21 protein-coding genes, 1 pseudogene and 1 riboswitch are annotated in these 26,515 nt (G+C 36.7%); of the genes and pseudogenes, 9 read left to right on the top strand and 13 right to left on the bottom strand.

All coding sequences use genetic code 11. The annotated features are described in order from the left end of the window. Positions 1–1,353 precede the first annotated feature (1,353 nt). The 8 genes from BMW30_RS06145 to BMW30_RS06110 all read left to right on the top strand — a co-directional run bounded on the left by BMW30_RS06145 (position 1,354) and on the right by BMW30_RS06110 (position 10,447). Positions 1,354–2,178: a hypothetical protein gene (locus BMW30_RS06145; protein ID WP_091474914.1), complete on the top strand. Its 825-nt coding sequence runs from the start codon at positions 1,354–1,356 to the stop codon at positions 2,176–2,178. A gap of 15 nt (positions 2,179–2,193) precedes the next feature. After that, positions 2,194–3,777 carry a hypothetical protein gene (locus BMW30_RS06140; protein WP_091474912.1) on the top strand — a complete coding sequence of 528 codons (1,584 nt, stop codon included), beginning with the start codon at positions 2,194–2,196 and terminating at the stop codon, positions 3,775–3,777. 34 nt (positions 3,778–3,811) lie between these two features. Further along, the gene (locus tag BMW30_RS06135; protein WP_091474910.1) at positions 3,812–4,486 is read left to right on the top strand and encodes an ABC transporter ATP-binding protein; all 675 of its coding nucleotides are present in this window, start codon (positions 3,812–3,814) and stop codon (positions 4,484–4,486) included. A 49-nt stretch (positions 4,487–4,535) separates the two neighbouring features. Next, complete coding sequence (locus BMW30_RS06130; protein ID WP_091474909.1) at positions 4,536–5,231, top strand: response regulator transcription factor; 696 nt, start codon at positions 4,536–4,538, stop codon at positions 5,229–5,231. Between the two features lie 2 nt (positions 5,232–5,233). Continuing rightward, positions 5,234–6,160 carry an ABC transporter ATP-binding protein gene (locus BMW30_RS06125; protein WP_091474907.1) on the top strand — a complete coding sequence of 309 codons (927 nt, stop codon included), beginning with the start codon at positions 5,234–5,236 and terminating at the stop codon, positions 6,158–6,160. Between the two features lies 1 nt (position 6,161). Further along, positions 6,162–6,959: a hypothetical protein gene (locus BMW30_RS06120; protein WP_143248999.1), complete on the top strand. Its 798-nt coding sequence runs from the start codon at positions 6,162–6,164 to the stop codon at positions 6,957–6,959. A 97-nt stretch (positions 6,960–7,056) separates the two neighbouring features. Further along, the gene (locus BMW30_RS06115) at positions 7,057–7,974 is read left to right on the top strand and encodes a sensor histidine kinase (RefSeq protein WP_091474904.1); all 918 of its coding nucleotides are present in this window, start codon (positions 7,057–7,059) and stop codon (positions 7,972–7,974) included. Between the two features lie 397 nt (positions 7,975–8,371). Further along, complete coding sequence (locus tag BMW30_RS06110) at positions 8,372–10,447, top strand: hypothetical protein (RefSeq protein WP_091474901.1); 2,076 nt, start codon at positions 8,372–8,374, stop codon at positions 10,445–10,447. A 55-nt stretch (positions 10,448–10,502) separates the two neighbouring features. Here BMW30_RS06110 and BMW30_RS06105 read toward each other — a convergent pair whose 3' ends face one another. The 6 genes from BMW30_RS06105 to BMW30_RS06080 all read right to left on the bottom strand — a co-directional run bounded on the left by BMW30_RS06105 (position 10,503) and on the right by BMW30_RS06080 (position 16,683). Beyond that, positions 10,503–11,168: an ABC transporter ATP-binding protein gene (locus tag BMW30_RS06105; protein ID WP_091474899.1), complete on the bottom strand. Its 666-nt coding sequence runs from the start codon at positions 11,166–11,168 to the stop codon at positions 10,503–10,505. Beyond that, complete coding sequence (locus BMW30_RS06100; RefSeq protein WP_091474898.1) at positions 11,161–12,264, bottom strand: ABC transporter permease; 1,104 nt, start codon at positions 12,262–12,264, stop codon at positions 11,161–11,163. The genes BMW30_RS06105 and BMW30_RS06100 overlap by 8 nt, the downstream gene beginning before the upstream one ends. After that, entirely contained in the window at positions 12,261–13,487 is a 1,227-nt protein-coding gene (locus BMW30_RS06095; protein WP_091474896.1) for an ABC transporter permease, read from the bottom strand. The genes BMW30_RS06100 and BMW30_RS06095 overlap by 4 nt, the downstream gene beginning before the upstream one ends. A 31-nt stretch (positions 13,488–13,518) precedes the next feature. Then, the gene (locus BMW30_RS06090; RefSeq protein WP_091474894.1) at positions 13,519–15,447 is read right to left on the bottom strand and encodes a DUF6583 family protein; all 1,929 of its coding nucleotides are present in this window, start codon (positions 15,445–15,447) and stop codon (positions 13,519–13,521) included. 167 nt (positions 15,448–15,614) lie between these two features. Continuing rightward, on the bottom strand, positions 15,615–16,172 hold the full coding sequence (locus BMW30_RS06085) for a biotin transporter BioY (protein ID WP_091474892.1): 558 nt from the start codon (positions 16,170–16,172) through the stop codon (positions 15,615–15,617). Between the two features lie 85 nt (positions 16,173–16,257). Continuing rightward, positions 16,258–16,683, bottom strand: a complete 426-nt coding sequence (locus tag BMW30_RS06080; RefSeq protein WP_091474890.1) for a DUF86 domain-containing protein — start codon at positions 16,681–16,683, stop codon at positions 16,258–16,260. 78 nt (positions 16,684–16,761) lie between these two features. On the opposite strand from BMW30_RS06080, the gene BMW30_RS06075 reads away from it, so the two are divergent. Continuing rightward, the gene (locus BMW30_RS06075) at positions 16,762–17,052 is read left to right on the top strand and encodes a DUF3055 domain-containing protein (protein WP_091475137.1); all 291 of its coding nucleotides are present in this window, start codon (positions 16,762–16,764) and stop codon (positions 17,050–17,052) included. Between the two features lie 997 nt (positions 17,053–18,049). Here BMW30_RS06075 and BMW30_RS10740 read toward each other — a convergent pair. The 7 genes and pseudogenes from BMW30_RS10740 to BMW30_RS06040 all read right to left on the bottom strand — a co-directional run. After that, positions 18,050–18,331 (bottom strand): annotated as a pseudogene (locus tag BMW30_RS10740) (YutD family protein); the annotation flags it as partial. Between the two features lie 29 nt (positions 18,332–18,360). Further along, complete coding sequence (gene lipA / locus BMW30_RS06065) at positions 18,361–19,287, bottom strand: lipoyl synthase (RefSeq protein ID WP_091474888.1); 927 nt, start codon at positions 19,285–19,287, stop codon at positions 18,361–18,363. Positions 19,288–19,354: 67 nt separating this feature from the next. After that, positions 19,355–20,941 (bottom strand): Na+/H+ antiporter NhaC family protein, encoded by a 1,587-nt coding sequence (locus BMW30_RS06060; RefSeq protein WP_091474886.1) that lies wholly within the window; start codon positions 20,939–20,941, stop codon positions 19,355–19,357. A gap of 61 nt (positions 20,942–21,002) precedes the next feature. Then, positions 21,003–21,166, bottom strand: a riboswitch (Lysine riboswitch). A gap of 55 nt (positions 21,167–21,221) precedes the next feature. Next, positions 21,222–22,574 carry a bifunctional metallophosphatase/5'-nucleotidase gene (locus BMW30_RS06055; RefSeq protein ID WP_091474884.1) on the bottom strand — a complete coding sequence of 451 codons (1,353 nt, stop codon included), beginning with the start codon at positions 22,572–22,574 and terminating at the stop codon, positions 21,222–21,224. A gap of 12 nt (positions 22,575–22,586) precedes the next feature. After that, positions 22,587–23,408 (bottom strand): sulfite exporter TauE/SafE family protein, encoded by an 822-nt coding sequence (locus tag BMW30_RS06050; protein WP_091474883.1) that lies wholly within the window; start codon positions 23,406–23,408, stop codon positions 22,587–22,589. Between the two features lie 8 nt (positions 23,409–23,416). Then, positions 23,417–24,265, bottom strand: coding sequence for a DUF72 domain-containing protein (locus tag BMW30_RS06045; RefSeq protein ID WP_091474881.1), 849 nt, complete (start codon positions 24,263–24,265; stop codon positions 23,417–23,419). Positions 24,266–24,381: 116 nt separating this feature from the next. Further along, positions 24,382–26,343 (bottom strand): ICP22 family protein, encoded by a 1,962-nt coding sequence (locus BMW30_RS06040; RefSeq protein ID WP_091474879.1) that lies wholly within the window; start codon positions 26,341–26,343, stop codon positions 24,382–24,384. Between the last annotated feature and the right edge of the window lie 172 nt (positions 26,344–26,515).

Genomic DNA, 26,515 nt, shown 5'->3' with positions numbered 1-26,515 from the left:
GTACATTCCTCCTGAAATTTAGTAGTCAACTCATGCGAAAAAGTTGACAGGTACGTTAAACGCTGTGGTATCAAGTCTACCTGACGAAATATTGTCTGTTTCCAGTTGTTTTTTACCCCACTGTTAGATGGTGTGGGGTAAATCAGCTGGCGTGGCTAACGCCACACCAGCCAGCAGCTCTGGAAGCTTTGGCTGGCTTACGCTCCGCCCGCCGCCTGTGCTTCCAGACTGCTGGGAAGTTGTCACCATTGTTATCACTCCATTCTTTGTGGTTTAAAAAGGGGAATCTTTCGTTAGACTTAGCTTGTTCACTTTTCTTTCTATTCTCCCTTGAGGATAAATAGTGAAAGAAATAGCTATGAATAAAGGAATTGACTCTTTCTCCTTCTTCTATTTCAACTCAAGGAAAACGATCCCCTTCATACAATAGCCCGACTGAAACACCCGAAAAATCGCGTTTTCAGAGTCATTCTCTTTGAATTTTTAATTTATCCTCATAAAGATGTCATTTCCCTTTTCTAAACAATACATACCGAGGTAACGTCAATTTGTTTCATAGATAGGAAAAATTCATAAAGTAATCAAAAAGATGTTCCCTCACTCTATCTCTCGACAGGTGGAGTGGAAATGTTGCATATCAATAATAGAAAGTTAAGAAAACTTTTCTTTATGAAAGTAGTGCCCCTTCATCCACTTAGTCTCGATTGAAAAGTGAGGAATGTAGCGGTTTAACTTCAAAGTATTTATTTTAAGGAGAATTGGTTTCCTTGAAGAGTATCCTTCCTTCATACAATAGCCCAACTGAGAAGGGGGATTTGTTGCGACTACGTAATAAATTCTGGAATTTAAGTTGTTTTATAAAATAATATTATTGAGTGATAGAGAGAAGCGCCCCTTCATACTTAGTCCCAATTGGGAATGGGGATTTGTAGCGTTTTTCCTTATAAAAGTTTATTTTGAGTAGATTCTTACTAAGAAAATAACTTCCCTCTTCAAACAATAGAACCGATTGAAAGATGAATTTGTTGCATTTCTATCACTTTTTTTGAATCATTTTCTTTCTTTTTCAATAAAATAACCTGATCTTCTTTCACTTAATAGAAGGGATGGCAAGTGGAATTTGTTGGAATTATTAGAAATAATTTATGAGCTAAGAGTCATAACGAAAAAAAGAGTCAAGGTATAGAAGGTGGAATATAGTGAATTCCTTTTCTATACATTAACTCAACTGGAAACATTAAATTGTTGCATTGAGATACCTAAGTATTGAACTTTTTAAATATATTTACTAATAAAAAAAAGAGTTAAGACTTTTGTAAGAAATAAGACAGACTTTAGAAAGGTTTGCTCGTTATGATGAGATTAGAAAGTATAAAGAAGGGAAATGATAAAATGTCATATTTAATAAAATTAGAATTTAAAAAAATACAACCCATATATTTGATTGGATTAATAGTAGGAATAATTTTTGCAGTGAGTACTTTATTTTTTTTAAGAGAAGGCTATGTCTACGCAAATAATATGGATTTATGGATGAATACGGGAGATTTATTTACTGTTGTCTTCCCTTTATTTGCTACAATTCCAATTATTTGGCAATTAGTTTACGAACGAAAGTATCACTATATACGCTACATGCAAACCAGAATTCCAAAGAAAAAGTATCTGATAGCAAAATGGTTAGTCTCAAGTGGTTCAGCCGCATTCATTATTTTTCTAATTTCTTTTCTTGGTTTATTCATTGCTCTTTATTTATTTCCAGATGTAGCAACTACGGATTCAACATTATTAGAACAAGCTGAAGCATCACAATTGAGTGGATTTGGAGGATATTATACTTTAAATCACCCGTTAATCTATGGAATAGTGGTAAGTCTATGGCGATCTGTTTTAGCAATTGTTGTGAATAGTTTAGGATTTCTGCTAGCAGCTTATATTAAAAATCTATTTGTTGTATTGATATCCCCATTTGTAATTGTTCAACTTGAGAATTTTATTACAGCTGTTGTGGGTCGATCGGATCTATCGCTATCATATAGTTTCTTTCAAAGCGGTTTAACAAGCCAAGCAGTTTCTATTCCAAAATATTTGATATCCCCAGTTTGGATTGTATTGTTGATAGTAACTATTTGGATTTATTTTGCCAAAATAAAGAAAGAAACCATATATGATGTATAAGAAAGGGAATGAAAAATGAATAGTATTGTTATTAGAGAGAAAATGTATCAGTTTTTCACTCCAAAAATTTTAGCAATGATTTTTTTACTTCTTCTTTTTATGGGATATGAACGATCGCTTTATGCAAATACAGCAATAACATATTCTGAATTTGTACTTCATGGGATGACGGAAATTTATTATCTATCATTTGGGTTTCTGCTCCCTTTTTGGGTATTTGTATTTTTCACTTTTAAAGAAGAAACAGAGATTGCTCTTTTAAGGTTTGGAAAAAGATGGAAATATGTTTGGCAATTAATTCTAGCAGGGTTTTTAATCTCTCTAGTCGTTGTAGCCATTCATTTAGTTCTCTTGCTTCTACTTGCGCTAGGTCTTCCTTTTCAGAATGAGTTTTCCATAGTCGCTCAAGATTCACAAAGCCAACTCTATTTCTTTAAAGAAACATTTTCTACACCCTTATCTGGAATTATAGGAGCTTCTAGTTATATGGTTATGGGATGTACAACGTTGATTACGTTATTCTTAATTTTGAAGAAATTTTTAAAAGAAAAGTTACTGGTTCTACTTTTAGGTTGTCTTTATGTAGGAGTTACTGTCAGTACTCGAATGGAAGTCCCAACAGCACTTAACTTTTTTCTATTAAATCGTTATTTAATTTTTCATCAAGGATATTTATTTGGGTATGGTTGGTATTTTTATCTTTTAATTACACTAGGTCTTATCTTATTTTTGCTAAGTATAGAAAAGTATAAATTTAGAAAGAACGTAAGAGAGTTAAAAGTGAAAAGAAAAAAAGAGAGGTTAACCCCACTAACTGGTTCGTTAACCTACTGGAATTTACAAAGCTTATTATCAAAAAATCGAATAGTTATTTTAATTAGCTGGTTACTTCTGTATGCCTTACAGGGAGTGTTTACTACGGAAGGATTACAAGTTGGACATGTAGGAGACTTAATCCTTACACAATTTTATGGGACTTCTTTAGAAGAGCCTAGTCTAATGAGCTTGGTATTTTATAGTTTATATATGCTTATTCCATTTTATTTTGTGGGAGTATATTTAGAAGATCGATTATCTGATGCAAGCTCAATTTTATTAATCCGTCTAAGAGATAAAAAGAAATGGATTTACTCAGTCATTAGAGCAATTGTTATTTTCTTAATTGGATATGTGCTTGTATCTTTTCTACTGTCTTTCATAGTAGGAGTAGGGTTTAATGCTGAAATCTTTTCTTTGATTGAAGGCACTGGACTATCACCTAATGGACTTGGAATAATGGCAGTAAATTTATATTTAGAAAGTTTTGTTTTACTTGTTTTAGAAATAATAACTGGATTTTTATTTCTTTTTAGTCTGTATTGCCTAACGAAGTCAACAACAACTAGTTTTATCGTTATTCTATTTGGATATATTATTACTGGATTTCCTTTTTCAGTGATGAGATTTAGTCCCTTTAGTATGGCAGCTATTGGAAGAAACACAGGTTTCGGTGCACAAATTGGTTTGTCATTTTATCAATCAAGTTTCTTATTGATTTTATACATTGCAATCTTACTAACGTATATTTCTATGTTAGGGAGTAAGAAATTATTCAAATAATAGATATGAAATATGAAAGAGGGAGAATATAAAAATGAGTCAAATTATTGAAGTCAACGGAGTATCAAAAAGATTTAAGAAAAGAACACTAATGAAAGATGTAAACATTACAGTGAATGAAGGATCGACGATTGGTTTAGTTGGAGAGAATGGAAGTGGGAAGTCAGTTTTATATAAAATGATTGTAGGGTTAATTGAGCCAGATACGGGGGAAGTGATTGTACGAGGAAAACGGATTGGAAGAGATGTCGATTTTCCTTCAAACACAGGAGCTTTGATAAATGATCCAGGATATATTGCTCCATACTCGGGATTTAAAAACTTAAAATACCTAGCAGAGATTAACCAAATTATTGATGATGAAAAAATAAGGGATACCTTGAAACGTGTAGGGTTAGATCCAGAAGATAAAACGAAAGTAAAAGATTATTCTTCAGGAATGAAAAAGAAACTTGGAATTGCTCAAGCCATTATGGAAAATCAGGATATTATTATTTTAGATGAACCATTTAATGCTTTAGATGCAAAATCAGTGGTTAATATCCGGCAGGTGATTAAAGAATTGCAAACAGAAGGAAAGACGATTCTATTAACGAGTCACAATCATGAAGATATCGAAATGCTTTGTAATGATGTCTATATTATTCTGGATCAAGAAGTCGTAGAGTTTGATGAAAAGATAAAAGAAATGTATTTCAGTCATCAGTAATATGGTAAGCTTTAAGTAATAAAAACAAGGGAAAATCGAGGGATCTTTAATGAAAAAGGTACTAATAGTGGAAGATGATCAACATATTAATAATCTCTTATTAGATTTACTCAGCAAGAATAAAAAAGTTCATATCACTCAAGCTTACTCTGGTACTGAAGCAAAAAGATTAGTAGTGGGAGACTCCTATGATTTGATATTATTGGATTTAATGCTTCCAGGGCTTCCAGGGGAAGAATTTATTAAAGAATTTCGTAAAATCTCTGAGGTACCTATTATTGTAATTACAGCTAAGTCAGAAATAGATGTACTGGCTGATGTATTTAAACTTGGAGCAAATGATTACATCGCAAAACCATTCAATACAGTTGAAGTATTGGCAAGAGTAGAAGCCCAACTAAGAAAGACTGTTCATTCAGTAGGTACTTCAATCATTCAAGTAGGACCAATTAAAATGAATGAAGAGAGACGACAAGTAACTATACACAATGAAGTCGTGAATTTAACTCAAAAAGAGTATGAAATGTTAAAGCTGTTCCTGCTCCATCCCAAGAAAGTCTATACAAAGGCTAATCTTTATGAAAGTGTATGGCAAGAACCCTATATTGGAGATGATAATACTATATCTGTGCATATGTCTCGTTTACGATCGAAATTAACAGATTATTCAGATGAGGAGATTATTCAAACTGTTTGGGGAGTTGGATTTAAGTTGGCACTTGAAAGTTATCAAGGAAGTGACTAAGCGTGTTACAAAATATATTAGAAACAAATCAATTGAATAAGAAATATGGAAAAGAATATGCAATAAAAGATGTTTCTATCCACGTTCGTCATGGAGAAATTTATGCATTAATAGGAAAAAATGGTGCAGGAAAAACCACTATTATGCGTATGATGATGGGACTTGCGAAACCTACTTCTGGTGAACTAAGCATTTATGGAGAAACAGAACCTAAAAAAGTAAATGAATCTCGACAACATATGGGATTTATGATGAACTCATCCTTTTATCCCTATTTAACTGCTCATCAAAATGTAGAATATTTTAGGCAATTAAAAGGAATTGCTGATAGGAACGAAGTGGACAGGGTTCTAAAACTTGTTGACTTAGATCAGGAAACGAAAGTATTTCGCTCCTATTCTATGGGAATGAAGACAAGATTAAGTATAGCTGTAGCTCTTTTAGGATCACCAGATATTGTTGTTCTTGATGAACCAATTAATGGGCTTGATCCTCAAGGCATAGCTGATTTTAGAGAGTACATCCAACGATTAAATAAAGAACAACATGTAACGTTTATTATCTCTTCACATATTTTAGGAGAACTAGACCTAATAGCAACACGTTATGGATTTATGCATGACGGACTACTTCTTGAAGAAATTGATCGGGAAGATTTAAGGAATAAAACTGAAAATCGAACGATTATTAAAGTTGATCGTCTTGAAGAGGCTACTTATATACTTGAACAACATTTGCATGTTGAAGACTACAGAATAAATGGAGATAAAGAGATTGTTTTATCACACTACACTCGAGGTGTGGATGAATTAAATGATCAGTTAATTGCCGGAGGACTGACAATCTATAAATTAGTTAATCAAAGTAGTACTTTAGAGGAATATTACTTGGAATTAGTGAAGTTAAGAGGTGTGAATAAGGATGATTAACTTGGTTCGTGCAGATATCCAGCGCATACTTCACAAAAAATCGATGTATATTGTGTTATCGCTTTTATTTGGTGGATTTACATTCCTACAATTGTTTATAGTCACACCCAACGTTGGGGAAACAATTAGTGAGCCACTTTTTAGGCATACTTTAGATATTGTCGCGCGTTTCAGTACTCTTATTATTGGTATTTTTACTTTTTATACTGTTTATATTGATGATTTTTCTTCAAATAATCTATCAAATATTTTAAGTGTGGGAATAGAAAGGTCAACCTATGTTTTTTCTAAACTTATCGTTATGGTTCTATTTGTTACAGGCATTCTTATATTAGGAACTGTTTTTTTCTTTAGTCTCTATGGCATACTTGCTTTGATTCATAATGGAGCGCCTTTTCATGTACACTTTTTTGAACATATTTTATATGGTGTAATCACACTATATTTTGGCATTATAGCTTTCTCCTTACTAGTTCAAGTTATCTTGTATAGTACCCAAAGTGCTTTAGTTAGTATTTTTGCTTTACTGTTTGTTTATTCGAGCGCTATTATTGAAATACTAGATAGATTCTCTACTTTGAGCAGATTAGATTTACAATTAGTGAAATCGTATACCTTATCTTACCGTCTTTTTGAAGTATCACAGATGTTAACTATTCCGAATTATATAGAAAACGGGTTCTCATACACTATTTTGCTTGCAACCTGGGGTATAGGGTTACTATATATTTTGTTTTTGCTTCCAATCGTTATTTTCATACTTAAAAAAGTAGATATTAAATATGATGCTCTTTCTTAACTAGACATATGTAAAAATGTATAGGATACTTTAGATAGATTGAGAGTATGTAGTGTAATCTACATTTTTTTAAGTTAGGGAAATAGGGGTGCAAAAGATGGGAATGCTGGAAATTTTTATTGGGATATTAATAAGCAGTCTACTTTTTAATGGACTGTTTATTTTTAAAGAAATGATTCAGAAAAAACAAAATAAACGAACAACAACACACTTGAAGAAGATTATTGAAGGAAAATCGAACTCTGCGCTTTCTATTTCAGGTCAAAGTAAAAGTCATGATGAGTTGATAATAGAAGTCAATAGACTTGTTAAAAAGTTAAATGAGATCTCTTTTCAGTATGAGAAAATGATCGAAGAAAATAAGCGAATGGTATCATCTATTTCCCATGACTTTAGAACACCACTGACTTCTATGCTTGGCTATATTCAAATCGTTAAGAAAGACGCTTTTACTTTAAACGAGGAGAATTATCTAGGGATTATTGAAGAACGAACGAGAACGTTAAACAGTCTAGTAGAAGACTTTTATATGCTTTCTCTTCTTGACTCCAAAGAATATAGTGTTTCATTACAACGTGTAAATCCAGTCCTTGTTTTACAGGAACAATTAGCTCTGTATTATGAAGAATTAGATAAAATCTTTGACTCCATTGATATTCATATAGAAGAAACTCCTATTTATATTCATACGAGTCAAAATGATTTGAAACGAATTATCGGGAATCTAATTAAAAATGCCTTTCAACATGGAGTAGGAAGTTTTTCTGTCTATTCTGAAAAGAAAGAAGGATATATAAGTTTTCATTTTGAAAACGAAGCAGAAAACCTTTCCGCAATTGATGAAGAGAGACTGTTTGAACGATTATATAGAGCAGATGAAAGTAGAACTAGCGGATCTAGTGGTTTAGGTTTATCCATTGCCCAAAAACTGGCAGAACGTTTGCGAATGAAGTTGTCTGTGAAGACTATGGATAATAAGATTCATTTCACTTTACAAATCCCTGTAGAAGATTAAGAATTTAAAAAGATTCATAATTAAAATAGAATGGTATTAAAAACTAGAGGACGTAAACACCCTCTAGTTTTTGCATATGTGCGCATTTTTCTTAGTATTTTTAACTGAAAATTTATTGGAAAAACATTGGAAAAAATCTCTAAAATTGTCAAAATATCGGATAAATTTCTTTATTCATGATAGAAATTAAGAATTGCCCTCTGTATAACTAAATATTAGCTATGGACAAAAAATACGACAACCACGCTGTTACTGTTAAGTTATGAGAAATGCAATTAAGCTTATTGTATCAGGCTTAATTGAATATTTTTGTCTCTTTAAGCAGTGAAGTACATGTACGATATATTACCACTGACGTTAGAAGAAATCTTTGCATACGAGATGGGAGGTAAGGGCTATGAAATCAAAAACATCATTTTGGAATAAATCATTGGTGCGCTATTTCTTTAATAACATCGTCTGGTTAGCACTCATTTATTTCATCGGGCTCTTACTCATTCACATACCTGCATTGATTAGCCATTCTTCTTATATAGATAGCTTTACGCTACAAGAATACACAATCGAGGATACGATTACATACTTTCGTCAGCTCGGCTCTTTGCAACATTTGTTTACACTCGTCATGGTAACGATTATTGCCATCACACAGTTTGATTATAAAAACCATGAAGCATCATCAGATTTCATCCATGCTCTACCAATCAAACGCACGCAAATTTTGACTCAGGGCATCATAATCGGAACGAGTATATTGTTTATCTTAACTGCAGTCGTCGGACTGATTATCTATCTATTAACATTTGGACTTGCATTTGAATTACCATTTGCTGAAATTATGACGTGGATACTCTTCTCATGGTATGTCATTTTTGTAACGTATAGCTTTACTATATTCGTCGGTATGTTTGTAAAACGTGCTGTATTACAAGCTCTGTTTACTGCAGCAATGATGCTCTTACCTTATATTACATGGGTACTCAGTCAGTTTGCTGCATCCACATTGTTTGTTGGGGCATCCAGTTTTACACCACTTCAATCATACGGGTTTAGTCGTTTTATGGAATCATTAACATTTCCGGTGCATATACTGAGCGCGCTTTACACAGGGTATACTTTCTCGATCATATTTTGGGTAATCTTTGCAATCATCTTAGTTGCGGCCACGTATATGCTATACAATCGTCACCATGTGGAACGTACAGCACAAGCATTTTACTTCGATTGGTTACACGTTTTGCTCAGCGCTTGGTTAACGACACTCGGCATGCTTGTATTTGGTAGCTTTATGTCAATCGTATTTTCTAACTGGATTGTTACGATTGTCAGTTACTTCATCGGTCTCGGACTTGCTTATTTAATTGTAGAGATGATCTTACAATTCACACCGAGGATAAAATTCTCTCTAAAATCAATGATTGCAGCTCTCGTATTTGCATTAACATTCTGGATTATCTTTTTTATCAGTTGGCATGTGCATTTCTCAACGATTCCGAATCAAGATGATATAGAAGCGGCATACATCTATGATTCGCGCTATCATCTTTATGACTATTTTGTGTTACAAGAAGCTGAGATAATCGATGAAAATCATGGCTACTCAACAAAAAAATCCGATATAGAATATTTCCATAGCGTTCACAAAGAAATAATCGAAAATCGTTCCAATATTTTTAGTTACTTATCAAACGGTTGGCAATATTACGATGCTTCCAATGAAGTGAATGTTTCTTATCGATTAAGTAATGGAGATTTTCTACACAGAACATATTTATTAGACGATGATGAGATGGCATTATATGACGAGATTGTTGATAGAGTGGAAGTAAAGAATATTTTAGATGGAATTATTAATATCGATGCAGTGAATCATGTAACAATTACGACTTATTCTGATACGATACAAATCGAAGGCACACGTAGCGCTGAATTTGTGGAAGAATTTCAAAATGCAGATAATCGTGATGAATTATCACTCGCTCAAATCCAAACACAATTAAATCCGATGTTATTTGTTGATGTTGGATTCGAGTTGAATGGTATCGATTACTATTACTGGATAGGCAATCAAAGTATTTCATATATAGACATTTATAACAGTGCGATACAGTCCATATTACTCGATAGACAAGAGGCTGCCAACATTCCAATCTCTGAATCTCTTGGACTCTCTTATTCTGGAGATGTTTATATTGCCAACTTGTCAGGTGAGATAGATGAATTTGTTGAAGCGATACAAAACGATACAGTAGAAGAAGTCTTTGAAGCATATGATTTCGAACGCGTTAAAGAGGAATCACTTGAAGATGTGTTTGAAAAAGTAAACGATGCCGCATTTGATGGAAACGGAGAACTCGTACTTGTTTACGCACCGGTTTACTCAGAGGAATTTGAAATAGTAGAGGAATTTGAAGATTTATATGATATCCCATTTAATAATACGACCTTGAATATTTTAGGACTAGAAGATTAATCAAAAAAATCACACTTACATTCGAGTAGGTGTGATTTTTACATTTAATTTTTCATTAACTGATCGGCATACCTTCGCGCTCAAGCAGCTCGCGATAAAATGGATCTTGTCCGAAAACAATCGTTCGGTCACATAATTGTGTAATTTCATCCATATCATGTGAAGTATAGATGACCGTCATATTTTCTTCTTCACTCATGTAGTCGAGTATGTCATTGATTTCGATCTTCGACTTTAAGTCAATTCCGACCGTCGGTTCATCGAGTAATAAGAGTGACGGATCATGAATTAAGCTGATGGCTAAGTTTAATTTCCGTTTCATACCACCGGATAATTCTTTAACTTTTGAATCAAAGCGGTCAAGCTGCATGTCGAGAAGTATATCTTTTAATTCTTTTTCAGACTTCTTCACCCATGATAACTTTTCAAAGAATAACATGTTCTCCATAACAGTTAAGTCTTCCCAAAGTGCGATGTCCTGTGGGACGTAACCGATCTGTTTTCTAATCGCACTTTTCTTTGATTTATACTTCATATCATTGTAAGTGATTGTACCTTTTCTAGGTTTTAACAATGTTGCAAGTATATTTAAAAATGTCGTTTTACCCGCACCATTTTCTCCGACTAGACCGATAATTTCCCCGTCTTCGATTTCTATCGATACGTTATCTAAAACTTTCTTTGTACGATATGAGAATGATACATTATCTACTTTAAGCATGTCTAACCCTCCAAAATAGTGCAATGATGACGAGCAATCCGACACTCCAGTACACTGTGATTTCTTCATTAATAAACTGATACAACGGGTTGAGATGATTTAAATATCCCAAATCCATCGTGACAAACAACGGATTAAGTACGAATGTGAATATGATAATCGCAATGATAACAAACAGACTGACGAGTAAATATGTGTAGACATTTTTTATCAGCACAGCGAGTACGTAAGCGAATAATATCATCATCAATCTCACACTGAGCACTGTTAAAATACTGATTGACTGCTCGTAGAAAAACTCAAAGACAAACCATGCAATCAAGTCTGAAACGACGAGTAATATCGTCAGAATTGATACCTGGTACAAGAAGTATTTCGTCATGTTATAGCGAGTAAATGCCAATCGTTGCATGACTTTTTGCCTACGTTCTGACACGATCAATTCGAAAATAAATAACGTAACAAAGAATGTGACGATACTCCAAATCAAGAAGATGTTCATGTCTTCATGGTCCGAAACCGGAGTAATATCGCCATAATATGAATATTCATATTCGAGTAAGTTAAAGCGGTCGATGAGATCATTGATCAACGTATCAACGGTTTCTAAATCCGATTGTTCTGCGTCATTTTCCTCTTCTACTTGATTGATCATATTTTTTGCGTAGTACAAACCGTAGCGTTCTTGAACAACTGCCCCAACGCTTTCTTTAATTGCACCATACGCAAGCGAGCGGTTCGAGTAATGACTTTCAATCATGTTTGTTCTTCTTAAGTTCTCCAGATTATCATAGAACTGTTCATCAAAGACGAATGTACTATCTAACTCGTGTTGTTCAACGAGTCTTCCAGCCTCATCTGCCTCAATCATTCGGACATTGATTAAGTTATTGTCACCAATTTCTTGAATGATTGATTCAACTTCTTCTTCATCGCTGTCATTTGCGATACCGACTGGTACAGAAAAATCGTCGGTCACATCGTTGAAAATATAAAAAATTCCCATCGTTAGTAATGTCGGAACTGTCAACCATACAAACAATCCAATGAGACGCTTTTTACTCAACATCAAGCGAATATCTATCATATTTTTCATGCGCGTCTCACCCCCTTAAAGAGTGACGCAAGGACAATCAATCCATAAATAACACCAATTGCAATTGCTATAGGAACAAGTTCCATATAGAAACGTCCACCAAACACAATCTCCATTACCCAGTAAACAGTCATATGTGACACACTGTAATCAAATACAGGTAATAGATACTCAGGGAAGTAAATTTCTGGGATGAGTGCACCACTAAATACAATAAGTAAAATACTCATGATCAGTTTAACAATCAATTGTGTTTTTACATTATCGAACAGTATACCGATTAAAATATGAATACCACCGATTGCGATAATAAACAATGCGACGAGTGTTATAACTCTCAATATGTTATCAAACGCTAAGTTTAATATGTCTGTGAAAAAGTACAGTCCGAGCAATGAGATTGCTGCAAGTATGATCATAGATGCAATCAATACGGCAATCTTGCTTATGCTCTCTGTGAGTTCAGTGACACCATATAATTTCATACGTGTTTTAACACGTTGATGTGTTTCGCCTTTTAAATAAATCGAGATAATCGTCGACCAAATAATCAAAAGTACAAATACAACAGACAAAATATAATAATTATTCGTATTATTTGTCGCAACGTTACTTTGTAAATTCTCATCTAACATATCGCTACTCGACATGACTTGCACGAAATATTCGACGAACAAGTTCAAAATCATCTCATCAACTTCTTCTTCATCAACACCCACTTCAGCTGCACGATAACCAATTGCTAAAATACTCGCTTGCGAATTTCTGATGTGCTTCGTGACAGTCGCAACAATCTCATTGACGATATCACTCTCTAATGACATGTCCGCATTTCCGACCACTTCAACAGTCGAAGAATTACCACCGGTCATATCCGCAAAAAAGTCTTCAGGAAAAATTATGTTTGCTGCGATTTCGTTACTACTAATTGCGATCTCCGCTTCTTCTACCGTCATGTTATGTATCGTAAGCATTTCACTTATATCTGATGTTTCCATCAACGCATTGACAATCATCGTTGTTTCTTGTGCTTCATCGAGATTTGTCAATCCGACTTGAATATCCATCTCTTCAAAATCACCAATAAAACGAATCGCCAAAAAAGCAATCATTACGAGCATAATTACTGGTGCAACTAAAAGAAGAGGAAGTGTTCTCCACTTCCTCAATAAGAGTTTTATGTCGTTGTTGATGAAAAGCATGATATGCTTAAACCATTTCATAAACGACACCTCGGTTAACCTTCGTTAAATTTTACTGCTGTTGTGTTTGACTGAACAGACCCATCAACCAGTTGTTAAAGCTTTCAGCTATTTCCGTGTTGAAGAATGTTTCAATCTCAGTTGCTGACATTCCACTTAAGTCTGTCGCATTAGAAGTGTCAATCATTTCAATACCATTGATTAAACGACTTTCAGTAGTTAACACTACTGCAAACTGATCATGAGTCACAAATTCAGGAATATTGAATGTGATACGATCCTCACCTTGAGCATTATCTGCTTGGTAAGTCGATGAACCACTCCATACGATTTCAACTTTTTCACCTGTTGGACCTACATTAAATGTGTAAGTGTAGTCAGAAGAACCGTCGCCTGTGTTCGCTTTATCTACTTGAACAAATGCAACTTCTTCACCGTCAGCTACAAGTGTGAATAAATCATTGAATCCTTCAGCACCTTCACTTAATGATAACGTACCTTCAAGTACTGAACCATCAGCTTCAAGTGTATAAACTGTTTCAGAACCAGTTTCTGTTAATGCAGTTTCACTTACATAGTTAATCACAACAGATTCACTAGTTTCAACTGTAACATCTTCAGTACCTTCTTCAGTTCCGTCTTCTTCAGTACCTTCTTCTACTTCTGTGCCTTCTTCGGTTTCAGTACCTTCTTCAGTTCCCTCATCTGTTACGTCCTCTTCACCTTCATCGTCTTCAGATGATTGCGCAGCGAACTGACCATTAGAAGAACTAATTGAAGCGCTATCGCCTTCAGTATCGTCTTCAGTACCGTCTTCTACTTCAGTGTCTTCCTCAGTACCGTCTTCTACTTCTGTACCGTCTTCAGTTGCATCTTCCTCAGTACCATCTTCTACTTCCGTACCGTCTTCAGTTGCATCTTCCTCAGTACCGTCTTCTACTTCTGTACCGTCTTCAGTTGCATCTTCCTCAGTACCGTCTTCTACTTCAGTTGTTTCATCAACTGGTGCACTGCCAGTACCTTCTGGTGCCTGGATTTCAGTAACCACTTCACGCTTCAATACTTGATTATCTACAACATAAAGTGTAGAAGTTAAACCTTGTGGGAATTTCGTTTCATTGAATTCAGTTTGTAACTCTTCAATTGAGTCAACAAACTCTTGTTGTACATCTTGACTATTCATCTGTACTTCAAATTGTGTGGCAATTAAATCAAGAATTACTTCGTCATTTTTTAATTCTTCTAATACAACATTTACAACTTCATGAATTTCTTCTTCTGAAAGTTGCATAGTAAGTACTGTCGCTTGCTGAGATACACCAGCGATTTCTTCTTCAACTTCTTCTGATGTAAATGACTCATCAGCTAAAGTTTCATATACTAAATCGTTATAACGTGTAAAGTATTCTTCATCTAAACCTTCAACAGTCATTTCTGTTGCAAAGAAATCAGCGAAAGTAAATTCTCCTAAGCTCTCACCATTTTCTTCAGCTAGACGTTTGATTCCATCTTCCGTCAGTGTTAATGGTGTGTCATAGAATGGTAAGTTAGCAATTAATGTATCTTGATCAATACCAAATGCTAAATCATCGATGTTTGCGCCACCAATATTCGCATTTACATCTACTAGTAATTGTTGGGCATTCATATCTTGTTGAGCTAAGAACTCAAGGTAAGATGAATTAATGATGCTTTCAATTTCTGGATCGAAGTCAGGTACACCATTTGCTTCTAAGCTAAGGTTCACTAAACTTTCAGATGCATTGTTTGTACTCTGCTCTGCCCAATCCATTTCACTCTGGAAACGAGATTCCAAATAAGTTGTAACCTGAGCTGATTCATTTTCTTCTGCTTGGATGTAAGCATCTTTAGCTTCTGACTGAGCTTCTGCAGACATACCAAATGCTAATGTACTGACTGCTAAAGCGGATGCAGTTGCTAGTTGCAGTGGAAATTTTAAAGCTTTTTTGTTACCTTTCATAATTAACCTACCTCCATTTTGTTGACTACCAAGGTGAATACCTAGTAAAAACAGCATAAAATCATTCATACCAAAAAATCAAAGTATACACGATGATTATACAAAAATATATAATATCATCACGATTTCGAGTTAATTTATTGTAAATTAATTACAGTGATGAATGTTTATACAGGCTCTTTTTGGTATTCATTTAATCCTATACCCACTTTTCTCAAACTTATAGCAAGAAAAACCGTAATTATTGCAAATATGATATCTTTTATCACAAATGGAATTACTGCAACTTGCAGAACACCAATGATCGAGTATGGAGTATCCAATACAAAATTCATAATGATATAGAAGTGTAGGACACCAAAAATATATGTCACACCAATTGCACAGACCGATAAAAGGATATAGAGCGGAATGTTTATCTTAAATCGATGACTCAGGCCAACGATCATTGCAGCAAAGATAAAACCAACGACAAAGCCGAATGTAGGAGATACGACTGAACTCAGTCCCCCACCGAATGAAAAAACTGGAATGCCGACCAAGCCGACAAGTATATAAATGAGTACACTATAGCTTGCGCGCTTTGAACCGAGCAAAAATCCAGTGAGTAGAATTGCTGGTAGCTGTAGTGTGATTGGTACAGGGCCAATTGGTATTTTTATAAAGGTAGAAATTGCAATGATTGATGCGAATAACCCGATTAAAATTAGTTCTTTTGTTTTCATGATGTTCTCCTCAATTTTTAGTTACTTTCAGATTGTAACATAATTGAGTGGTGATTGTTAACCTATTTTTATTTTTGGTTGACAATTAGTTTTTGTCCGCTTTGAATGCTGTAATACTCTGATTTTCATTTTCGAAAAAGCGATATACCTCTTGTTTGAACTGCGCATATAAATCTTTTGCTTTAGTGAAGTCTTCTTTAAGAGATTGGTGATCAATGTTTGTGTATTCCCTCTGAAGCTTTTGACGCCATTCGAAAGTTTCTACAATTTTGTTTTTGTTTTCTTCAGACATTACACCCTCAAGCGCCATAATATCCATCACATCACTGTAACTGCCAGGATCTCTTAAGATAAAACCATCGATAATCATGTTCCCAACATCGACAGTTACTTCTATTAACATGTGACACACCCTTTCGAGTGCGAAGCCATCTTGACTTTCAACTTCATGTGATAATTTCTCAATGTAATCTAAACGTTCTATTAAAAGTTCTTTATCGACAAAGTACATGTGCCTATCCCCGTTCATTTTTATTTGTATATAATTATGATAGCATATGAAGAAATATTATTAGAATGGACTGAGCATATGATAGATTTTTACCTATATGATGATACGGAAGATACGAGTACCAGATTCGTAAGCTTCGTCGGTGATGAAAACCGTTATGATTTGGCGGTCATGCAAACGACGCGTTTTTTTGGTAAAAGTATCGTAATGAACATGCAAAATAACAAGTTTGGAATTTTCGGGACCGATGATCTGGATGAAGAAGGGTTTACATCCTATGCACTAGGTTACACGGAAGAGGAAGCAGCCGAAGTCGAAGTCTTCTTGAGAGAAGTTATATCACCTGGCATGGATATTGGAGATTTGTAGGGGATGCGTTGAAAGGCAGCTGATTATTGGTATGGTAGCGGCTCATCGTAAACTTGTGAAACCACAACTTTACAGTAAGCCATCTAGCGTAAACTTGTGAAACCACAACTTTACTATAAGCCCTCCTGTATAAACTTGTGAAACCACAACTTTACAGTAAGCCATCTAGCGTAAACTTGTGAAACCACAACTTTACAGTAAGCCATCTAGCGTAAACTTGTGAAGTCACAACTTTACAGTAAGCCATCTAGCATAAACTTGTGAAACCACAACTTTACAGTAAGCCCTCTAGCATAAACTTGACGGTGATCAGCTTTACACAATAGTGACTCTATGGATTCTCATTGGTACGCTGGCACCTCTAGCTCGACTCTGTGGATTCTCATTGGTACGCTGGCTTCTCTAACTCGACTCTGTCGCTTCTCATTGGTACGCTGGCACCTCTAGCTCGACTCTGTGGATTCTCATTGGTACGCTGGCGCCTCTAACTCGACTCTGTGGATTCTCATTGGTACGGTAGACCCTCTTTTAGTGTACGTAGTAGCTCGGCACAAAAAAAGTTCAACAATCCCATGAAGGTTTGTTGAACTTTTCCTTATTAATCTCTCTGAAATGACGACAACGTACGGTTCGTACTTTTTTTCTTAGCAGTGTTGTCAGCGGCACTTTTTTTCTGCCCCTGTTTCCCACGCGCAGCAGGTTTATTCCCACCGGCACCGCCTCCGCCATCTTGCTTCGCTCGCGACTTTCTTCTTCTTGATCGGCGGTTATCTGGTTTTCCTTGCGATCGACTACCAGCTTTCTGGTCTTCACCTTGACCACGCGAGCCACGCTTCGGTTTACCGGCAGGTTTTATATCTTTCCCGCCCGGTTCGTCACTTGAACTAGCTTCGTCACCTGAACCAGCACTTTCACCTAAACCAGCACCATCATCCGAAACCTTATCATCAGCCGTCTCAGCCGGTCCGCCCATCTCGAGCTCTATAAAAACAGTACCTTCTTCTTTCAGTTCTTTCACTTCTTCTTTCGAGAGTTTTCTCAAGATAAAATACGCGCAGCCGAAGTTGCAGTACTCGCTGATGTAATCTTCAATGGCACTGAATTTTTTCTCTCTTTCAACCTTCGCTTTATTATCCCGATAAAAACCACTCATTCGCAGTTTTTCATAACCGATATCGCCGACGATGTAATCATACTTGTTCAACACTTCACTGTATTTCAAAGCAAACTGTTCTTGATCAAATGCATCTCGATAATTTTCGATTATGTCAAAGTGCATGTGTCCAATGGATATGACCACATTATCACCTACTCATTCGTTTCATTTAAAAGTTTGTCACCCATTGCTTGTTTTTGTTTTGCTGCTTCGTTCACTTGTTCATCTGCATGGTAACTTGAACGAACCATCGGTCCTGCTTGGCAATGTGAGAATCCTTTTTCTCGTGCCACTTTAGCCATTTTACCAAATTCAAGTGGTGAATAATATTTTTGTACTTTTAAATGTTTACGTGTGGGTTGTAGATATTGACCAATCGTCATGATGTCCACTTTGTGCTCAAGTAAATCATCCATTGTCTGGTGGATCTCTTCTAGTGATTCACCTAACCCAACCATGATGCTTGATTTTGTAGGAATTTCTGGATACATCTCTTTTGCACGTTGCAATAGTTCTAAAGAACGGCGGTATTTAGCTTTCGCGCGCACTCTTGGCGTTAAGCGTTCCACTGTTTCAATATTGTGGTTTAAAATATCTGGCTGTGCATCCATTAAAGTTTTTAAGTTTTCGTACACGCCACCCATATCACTTGGCAATACTTCGATTGTCGTATACGGATTTACTTCACGTGTGCGACGGATTGTCTCAGCGAAAATTCCTGATCCCCCATCTTTTAAGTCGTCACGCGCAACTGCTGTAATCACAACGTGTTTCAAATTCATAGCTTTCACTGATTCTGCAATACGGTTCGGCTCGTCCTTGTCGAAGTGTGTTGGCAAGCCTGTTTTAATTGCACAGAATCGACATGCGCGTGTACATGTATCACCAAGAATCATAAACGTTGCTGTACGGCGCTCTGCCCAACATTCATGGATGTTCGGACATCTCGCTTCTTCACAAACCGTATGTAAATCTTTTTCTCTCATCATTTTCTTGAGATCTGTATAGTTTTTGTTCGTATTTAATTTTATTTTCAACCAATCGGGCTTTCTAAGTATTTCATCATTCTTCGTTGCCATAATAAATCCCCCTTAAGTCGCATTTACTGACTATTTTAACATACAAATCAGTAAATATTTGACTTAATTAAGAAGTAACGGTATTTGTTTTTGAACTTTTAATGAACCTCGCAACAACTGTTACCGCAACTAATAATACTGTCACCGTTAACAGTCCAAGTAATACGTTCGTCGTATACCCGAGCACGATAAAGCCCACGAGTGCGATACACGCTGCGATGACTGCATAAGGTATCTGAGTCATGACGTGGTCGATGTGGTTACTTCCAGATCCCGTCGACGCAAGTATCGTCGAGTCTGAGATTGGTGAACAGTGGTCTCCAAATACACTACCCGCTAATACTGCTGCAATCGTGATTAACAGTAACTCTGGTGAATTTAATGCGATGATGATTTCACCTGCAATTGGAATCAAAATACCGAATGAACCCCAGCTTGTTCCTGTTGCTAGTGACATGATACACGCGACAATAAATACGATTGCTGGAATCAATGCGATTGGTAAGTTGCTTGTCTCTACCCAATGCCCGAGCAATTCTCCTGTACCTAGACTACTGATGAGTGAACCGATCATCCACGCAAGCGTTAAAATAATAATTGCTGGCATCATCGCTTTAAAGCCATTAACAATACCTAAACCGAAAGTCTTTGCACCAAATTCTTGTTTACTCCCTGTGTAGCTAAAGTAATAAAACAGACTCACTAGAAGTCCAACAATCCCACCGACAACAAGTGAATGTGTGACTAACGTGTTTTCAAAAGCACTGAATAATGAGTATGAACCTCCTTCATAAACACCAGTTGCATACATCATCACGAATACAGTAACAATCAATGCGAAGAGTGGCATAATTAATGCCATCGGTGAACCCTCTTTATGTAATGGCAAGTCGTCATTCATCTCACCAGGTATCTCTTTATCTGCATCAAATAAAATACCTTCTTGCATTGCGCGTTCTTCGTGCGTTCTCATCGGACCGATGTTAATGTTGAAAATAATCACTATGAACATGAGTGCAAGTGCTGCAACAACATATAAATTCATCGGAATCATTTCAATAAATGCCATGAATGCTGATGTTTCAATACTCGCTGCGACTAACAGTGGCGCTGTCAGTGCCATGATTCCTGCACCCCATGATGAAATTGGTGCAATGACTGATACTGGTGACGCTGTCGCATCAACGATGTATGCAAGTTTAGCGCGTGACACTTTGTGCTCATCAGTGAGCGGTTTTGACACTTGACCAACCATCAATGCACTGAAGTAATCATCAATAAAAATAATAATTCCGAGAATACCCGCCACGAGCTTTGATTGTCTTCGCGTTTTCACTTTACTGACTACCCAGTTGGAGAACTGCAGAGCACCACCCGACATATTAATAAATGCAGTCATGATTCCAAGTAATACTAGAAATATTAATATAAACGCTTCCCATGTGTTGATGCTGCCACTATCTACAAAAATAGCTGCAAACCCCTGCCAAAGTAGTGATAACGTCTCACCAAACTGACCATTTCCAACGACAATTGCAGATAAAATAATACCGATACCTAAACTGAGCACAACTTTGCGTGTCGCGAGTACCAAAATCAAAGTGATTAACGGCGGCACGATTGGCATGTACTCCCAATTTAAAATAGCTTCCATAAAAATCCTCCTAAATATAAAAAACCATGATCCAATACAATGAGATCATGGTTAAATATATAAAAGATGTAGTACTCCATTTCCATGACAGTTATACGTATGTTTTACGTATCCCCAACATGATATGCCACCGCATACCACATTTCGGCAACGCTCCCTTTCCATATCATCTCGGCATGTCTGCTAAAATATGTACTCCTGAGAATTGCAACCTCTACATTGATTGTATTAAGTTTTTTGATGATTATGATTATAGATCACAAACTCAGTCTTGTCTACCTTAATCGACCATTTTAAAAATTTCTGGGTCATTTCTATATGCGTTCTGCACGATATCACGCAACATATCCGGCATTAAATACTCTTTTTTCGCCGACTTAAATTGCGGGAAAAATCGACCGAATGTATACATATCGAGCGTTCCCAAAATGTATGTTTCGTGGTCATCGATTAAGACCGGTTCATCATCTTTGTAAATAAAATGTTCACGCTTTGACTCGATATAGCCAACATTATGCATGACAAATCTTCCAAAAATATCTCCGCGGAATCCTAGACCTTTAACGATCATATCTTGATATTCATGGTCCTCTGCTTGATGAATGACCTCTTTCAATTCACGGCCGCTGAGTTCAATTCTCACTGCGTTTATTGCATGGGGCAAGACTTTGTGAAGCTCATACATCGTCAACTCACCACCATCGAATTGCTTAACGACGAGTCCCGTATTAATCAGTGTTGCATGACTTCTCGTAAACGATAAAAGCACAGCACTCAGTGCAGTCATAAAACAACTTGCGCTGAGCAGCCGACGTTCGATTGGTTCCGCACGAGAAACAATCGGCGTACTGAGTAATTGTTTTCCATGTTCAAATGATTTATCGTGTTTTGAGCTGAGCAAGTTAACATCAATTAATCGCGCCGCTTTTTTGATCACTTTGCCGTCTTCAATATCTAGCGTGATCTCACCGATGTATTCACCGAAGCGACCCGCAGCACCGATCAGTGTATCGTTCTGCCATTCACCCTGTTCGAAATAATGATGCGTATGCCCACCTAAAATCAAATCCACTTCTGGCATCTTTTGTGCGATCAATTCATCATCATACATACCAAGATGACTCATGACGACGATGATATCGACATTGTCTTTAATCTCTGCAACTGCTTTTTCAATCCAACGGATTGCCCCGGACACTTCCCAATCCAATGCTTCATAAAATGGTGTAAACTCTACTGTTGCTGCAATAAACCCAATTTTAACGCCATTTACTTCTTTAATCACATAAGGATCAAAAAATAATTCATGGGTATCTTTATGTCGTAAGTTTGCACAGATCACATCGAAATCCGCGGATTCATAAAGTCTTTCTAAGTCCTTTTTCTCAAGTGTTATGCCCTCGTTATTTCCAATCGTGGCAACGTCACATAATGCCTCGTTCAACATCTCAACATTGGCAAGACCGCGCGTCGCTTCAGTCAATGGATGTGAGCGATCCACATGATCGCCGATATCCACATAAAGCATATTATCTCCATACTTTTTCTTCATATCCTGTATAAAAGAAGTAATCTTAATATAGTTATCAAACGTACTATGTACGTCATTCGTGTGAAAGATCTTTATCTGCATGGCCATCAACTCCTAGAAGAATGTTTGTAACACCATATAGAGCCCGAGTCCCATTAAAACTAAACGCAAAACGATGACTGTACCTTGAGATGAAATGACTTGATTGATGTTGACGCCAAGTCTCGCACCAATAAACGCTGCTGGTACTAAGAATAATAAATAATAGTAATGAATGTTTCCTTGTAACATGTGTCCAAATGCACTGGCTAAACCAGCAAAGAACACGATCATCATACTCGTGCCAACCGTTACTTTTGGTGGCATTCTGAGTAGTATCAACATGATTGGTGTCATCAGTGCACCACCACCAATTCCGAATAACCCCGTGCTGAATCCAACAACAAATGTTAACACAATCGCAACGAGTGGTGAGAATCCATATTGATACTCTGTACCATCGGCATCAGTAAATCGTTGCATGTATTTTTCATTCTGGAAAATTTTAAATGGTTTAATTCTACTTCTAATAATTAAAAGTAAACTGATAAAAATAAGAAATAACCCGAAGTATAAATAAAAACCATCAATCGTGAAAAATCTATTTACATAAGATCCGACGAGTGCACCAGGAATAATCCCGATTAAGAACATGCGACCATTTTTATAGTCCACCTGACTCTTTCTACCGTAACCAAGCATCGCTGACAGCCCAATAAATATGAGTACTGCACTGGATGTCCCCACTGCAATTTGTGGTGTAATACCATCGACCCATTGCAATTCAGTTCCGAAGAAAACAAGCAGTGGAACGATGAACACACCGCCACCTAGACCAACCAATGCACCGATCATCGATGCGAGTAATCCGATTAGAATTAAAATGATTATATACATAATTTCTCCTAAAATAATTTAAGTTGTTGAGGTGCTAATTTCTCATATTGTATCCCTAACATCTTTATAAAGTGCAGTGCATTGTTCGCAGCATGACCACCTGAGTTATTGTTAAATACAATATAAATATCTTTTGCTTTGTGTGACAGTATTTTTATCTCGTGCTGCAACCAATTGAGTTCCTCTTGATTATAATCATACAAGTATCTCACATTACGCCACTCTTCTTGCGACAAATCCTTCTGTGTCCATCCTTCCACATTTCTTCCGTGCATCCGGATAAACGCCGATTCATTCGTAATGCGATTGACAAAAGGAATGCTGCCGATACCCGCTTGTGGTTCATCACAAATACTATGAATGGCAGAGTTGCGATGTAAAAACTCCAATGTCTGTTCCTTATTCTCTTTCGTAAACCATGTCTGATTGCGAAATTCCACGGATATTGGATACGGTTCAAGCTGCTGAATGGCATATTGAACATATTTAACATTTTTTACCGAACAGTCGAACCAAGGTGGAAACTGTAACAATACGAACGCGAGTTTGTCATGTTTAACCATCGGCTTCAGCATGTCGTTATATGCGTCAAACACATCTTTAATCGAATCAAAGTATTGTCTAAAATCACTGTGTCCCGTCATATATTGATGAGCCTTGACGACAAATTTAAAATTTTTGGGAGTCTCAATACACCATTTTTCAATTGTAGATTGCCGTTGAATTGCGTAGTAAGTCGCATCCAATTCTACAATTGGAAAATACGATGCGTACGTGCGTAGTTTATCTTTTTTCTGACTAACATCCGGATAAAGATCGTCGTGATCCCCCCACCCTGTCAAGCCGATATAAATCATACTTATCACCTTGGTATATTGTATCATAGAAAATTATGCATAAAGGGGTACAGGCTTATCGAAACTAAAAAAATCCGAAACACTTTTGAAGCAGTGTTTCGGAGTCTATAAATTAGTTATTGAACAGTTTCTGATTCGTTGATTAACGATTCATCAGGTACATAGACTTCATCTTCATTAAACTGAATGCCATCTGTGTGAAGTGGCTCATTTTCAACCGTTACGATCATATCCGTACCGTAGTAGTAGTTTTGAATCGTATGGAGCATTGCTTCCAGCGTCATTAGTACTTCAGTTGACCCTCTTAACTCTGTTATTTCATTTGAGAAATCTACAAAAAGTCGGTTGTCTGATGGATTACTATTCCAATGTGTGTACATGAAGTTTATCGTTAAACCATCCGGTGCAATTTGTGGAATACCATCATGCTCACCTTGGAAAATAGAAGCAAAGTCGCCCCTCATAAACGTGTCAGTTTCTGTGAATAATTCATATTCTACAGGTTCTAAGTACATACCCTGCTCATCCGGTACAAATACCGTTATCGTTTCATACCAACCATCTGTTTCAATACTATCGAGCGTACTTGTCACTACAACAGGTTCCTCATCTTCACCAGCCACACTTGAGAATTCTTCTAACACCAAACCGACACCTGGTGCATAGTATTCTAATGTTTGATTTTCTTCATTCTGTTCTGTTTCCTCGTTCTGGTACACTTCAATCACTAAAACATCCTCGTACGTTTCATCTCCAACTTCTACTGTTTCATCGATGGAAACAATCTCACGCGCACCAGTTTCAGTTTCCCAATAGTTTCCAACTTCGATTGGTGTTTGTATCAAGACATCCAGCGGTTCATCCGCTTGAGAACGAACACGGGAAATAAAGTTCTCACGCACATAAATTTCAGGTTGCGCGTACCATTGATATACCGCTTCATCCGTCGCTTGGAAAATTTCCACTAAACTCGTTCCAGAAATCGTACGCGTTTGTACATAATCATCATCGATGAAATCAAAGTATGTTTCATATGTTGCATACTCGATACCTTCACCTTCAAAGAAAGCATGATAATTATCCGTCAGCGGGAAGTAATCACTCGCAAGTGGTCCGTCGATTTCTTCGGTACCGTCCTCTTCAGAGCTTTCGTCTTCGGTGTTAGATTCTTCGTTATTGTCTTCTTCTGTGCCGTTGTCTTCAGTGCCGTTGTCTTCTTCTGTACCGTTGTCTTCAGTGCCGTTATCCTCTTCGGTGTCGTTTTCTTCAGTGTTGTCTTCTTCAGTGCCGTCTTCAGTACCGTCTTCAGTACTGTCTTCTTCAGTGCCGTTATCCTCTTCGGTGTCGTTTTCTTCAGTGCCGTTATCCTCTTCGGTGTCGTTTTCTTCAGTGCCGTCTTCTTCAGTGCCGTCTTCAGCACCGACAACTACAGTTTGGTGATTTGTACCAGAAGTATCGAGTGTATGGAGTACGCTCGTTACACTAAACGGCTCCTCACCTTCAATTTCTGAATAGTAGTAGTCTTGAACGAGACCTACTCCAGGAGCATAGTATTTATACATTTCTACTGTTTCATTTTCAGGAATCTCAAAATCTGGATACTCTCTTACAACGATTACATCCTGATACGTTGTGCCGTTTATCTCCAATGGAATGAACGCCTCAACAATTTCTCTCTGACCACTCGCAGTACCCCACGTATTACCAACTTCTAGTGGTGCTTGAAGTGGCACATCCACTGGGACATCCACAGTGTTCTTTATTTCAGGAATATAATTATCTGGATCATACATCTCAGGTTCTTGATACCAGAGGTACAATGTATCTTCAGTTACCTGGTAGATTTCTAACATGCTCGTACCAGAAACCGTACGCGTTTGAACGTAATTGTCCTCAATATAATCAAAATAAACATCATAAGAAGAAAATTCTATACCGTCTCCTTCAAACCATGCATGGTAATTTTCTGTTAATGGAAAATAATCTTGAACTGTATAGCTGTCTTGAGCAAAAGCAGTCGCATAAAAACCAAGCGAAATGGCAAAAGTTGCTATGGCCGAGGCTAATTTTAACTTCATTTGGTATCTCTCCCTATATTCAAGTTAATAAATCTGATGAACAGTGGTGATTTGGAGGTTTGCGTGACTATGAGCAAGTTTCATTGGCGCGCAGAATCCATTTGACGGACTATGAGCGACTCTCATTGGCGTGCATATCAGTTTGACGGACTATGAGATAACCTCATTGGCG

Origin of the sequence: Aliicoccus persicus (assembly GCF_900110815.1) — a bacterium.
Lineage (GTDB): Bacteria > Bacillota > Bacilli > Staphylococcales > Salinicoccaceae > Aliicoccus > Aliicoccus persicus.
Note: the sequence above shows the minus strand (reverse complement) of the source record. Positions and strands in the feature narration are given on the sequence as shown.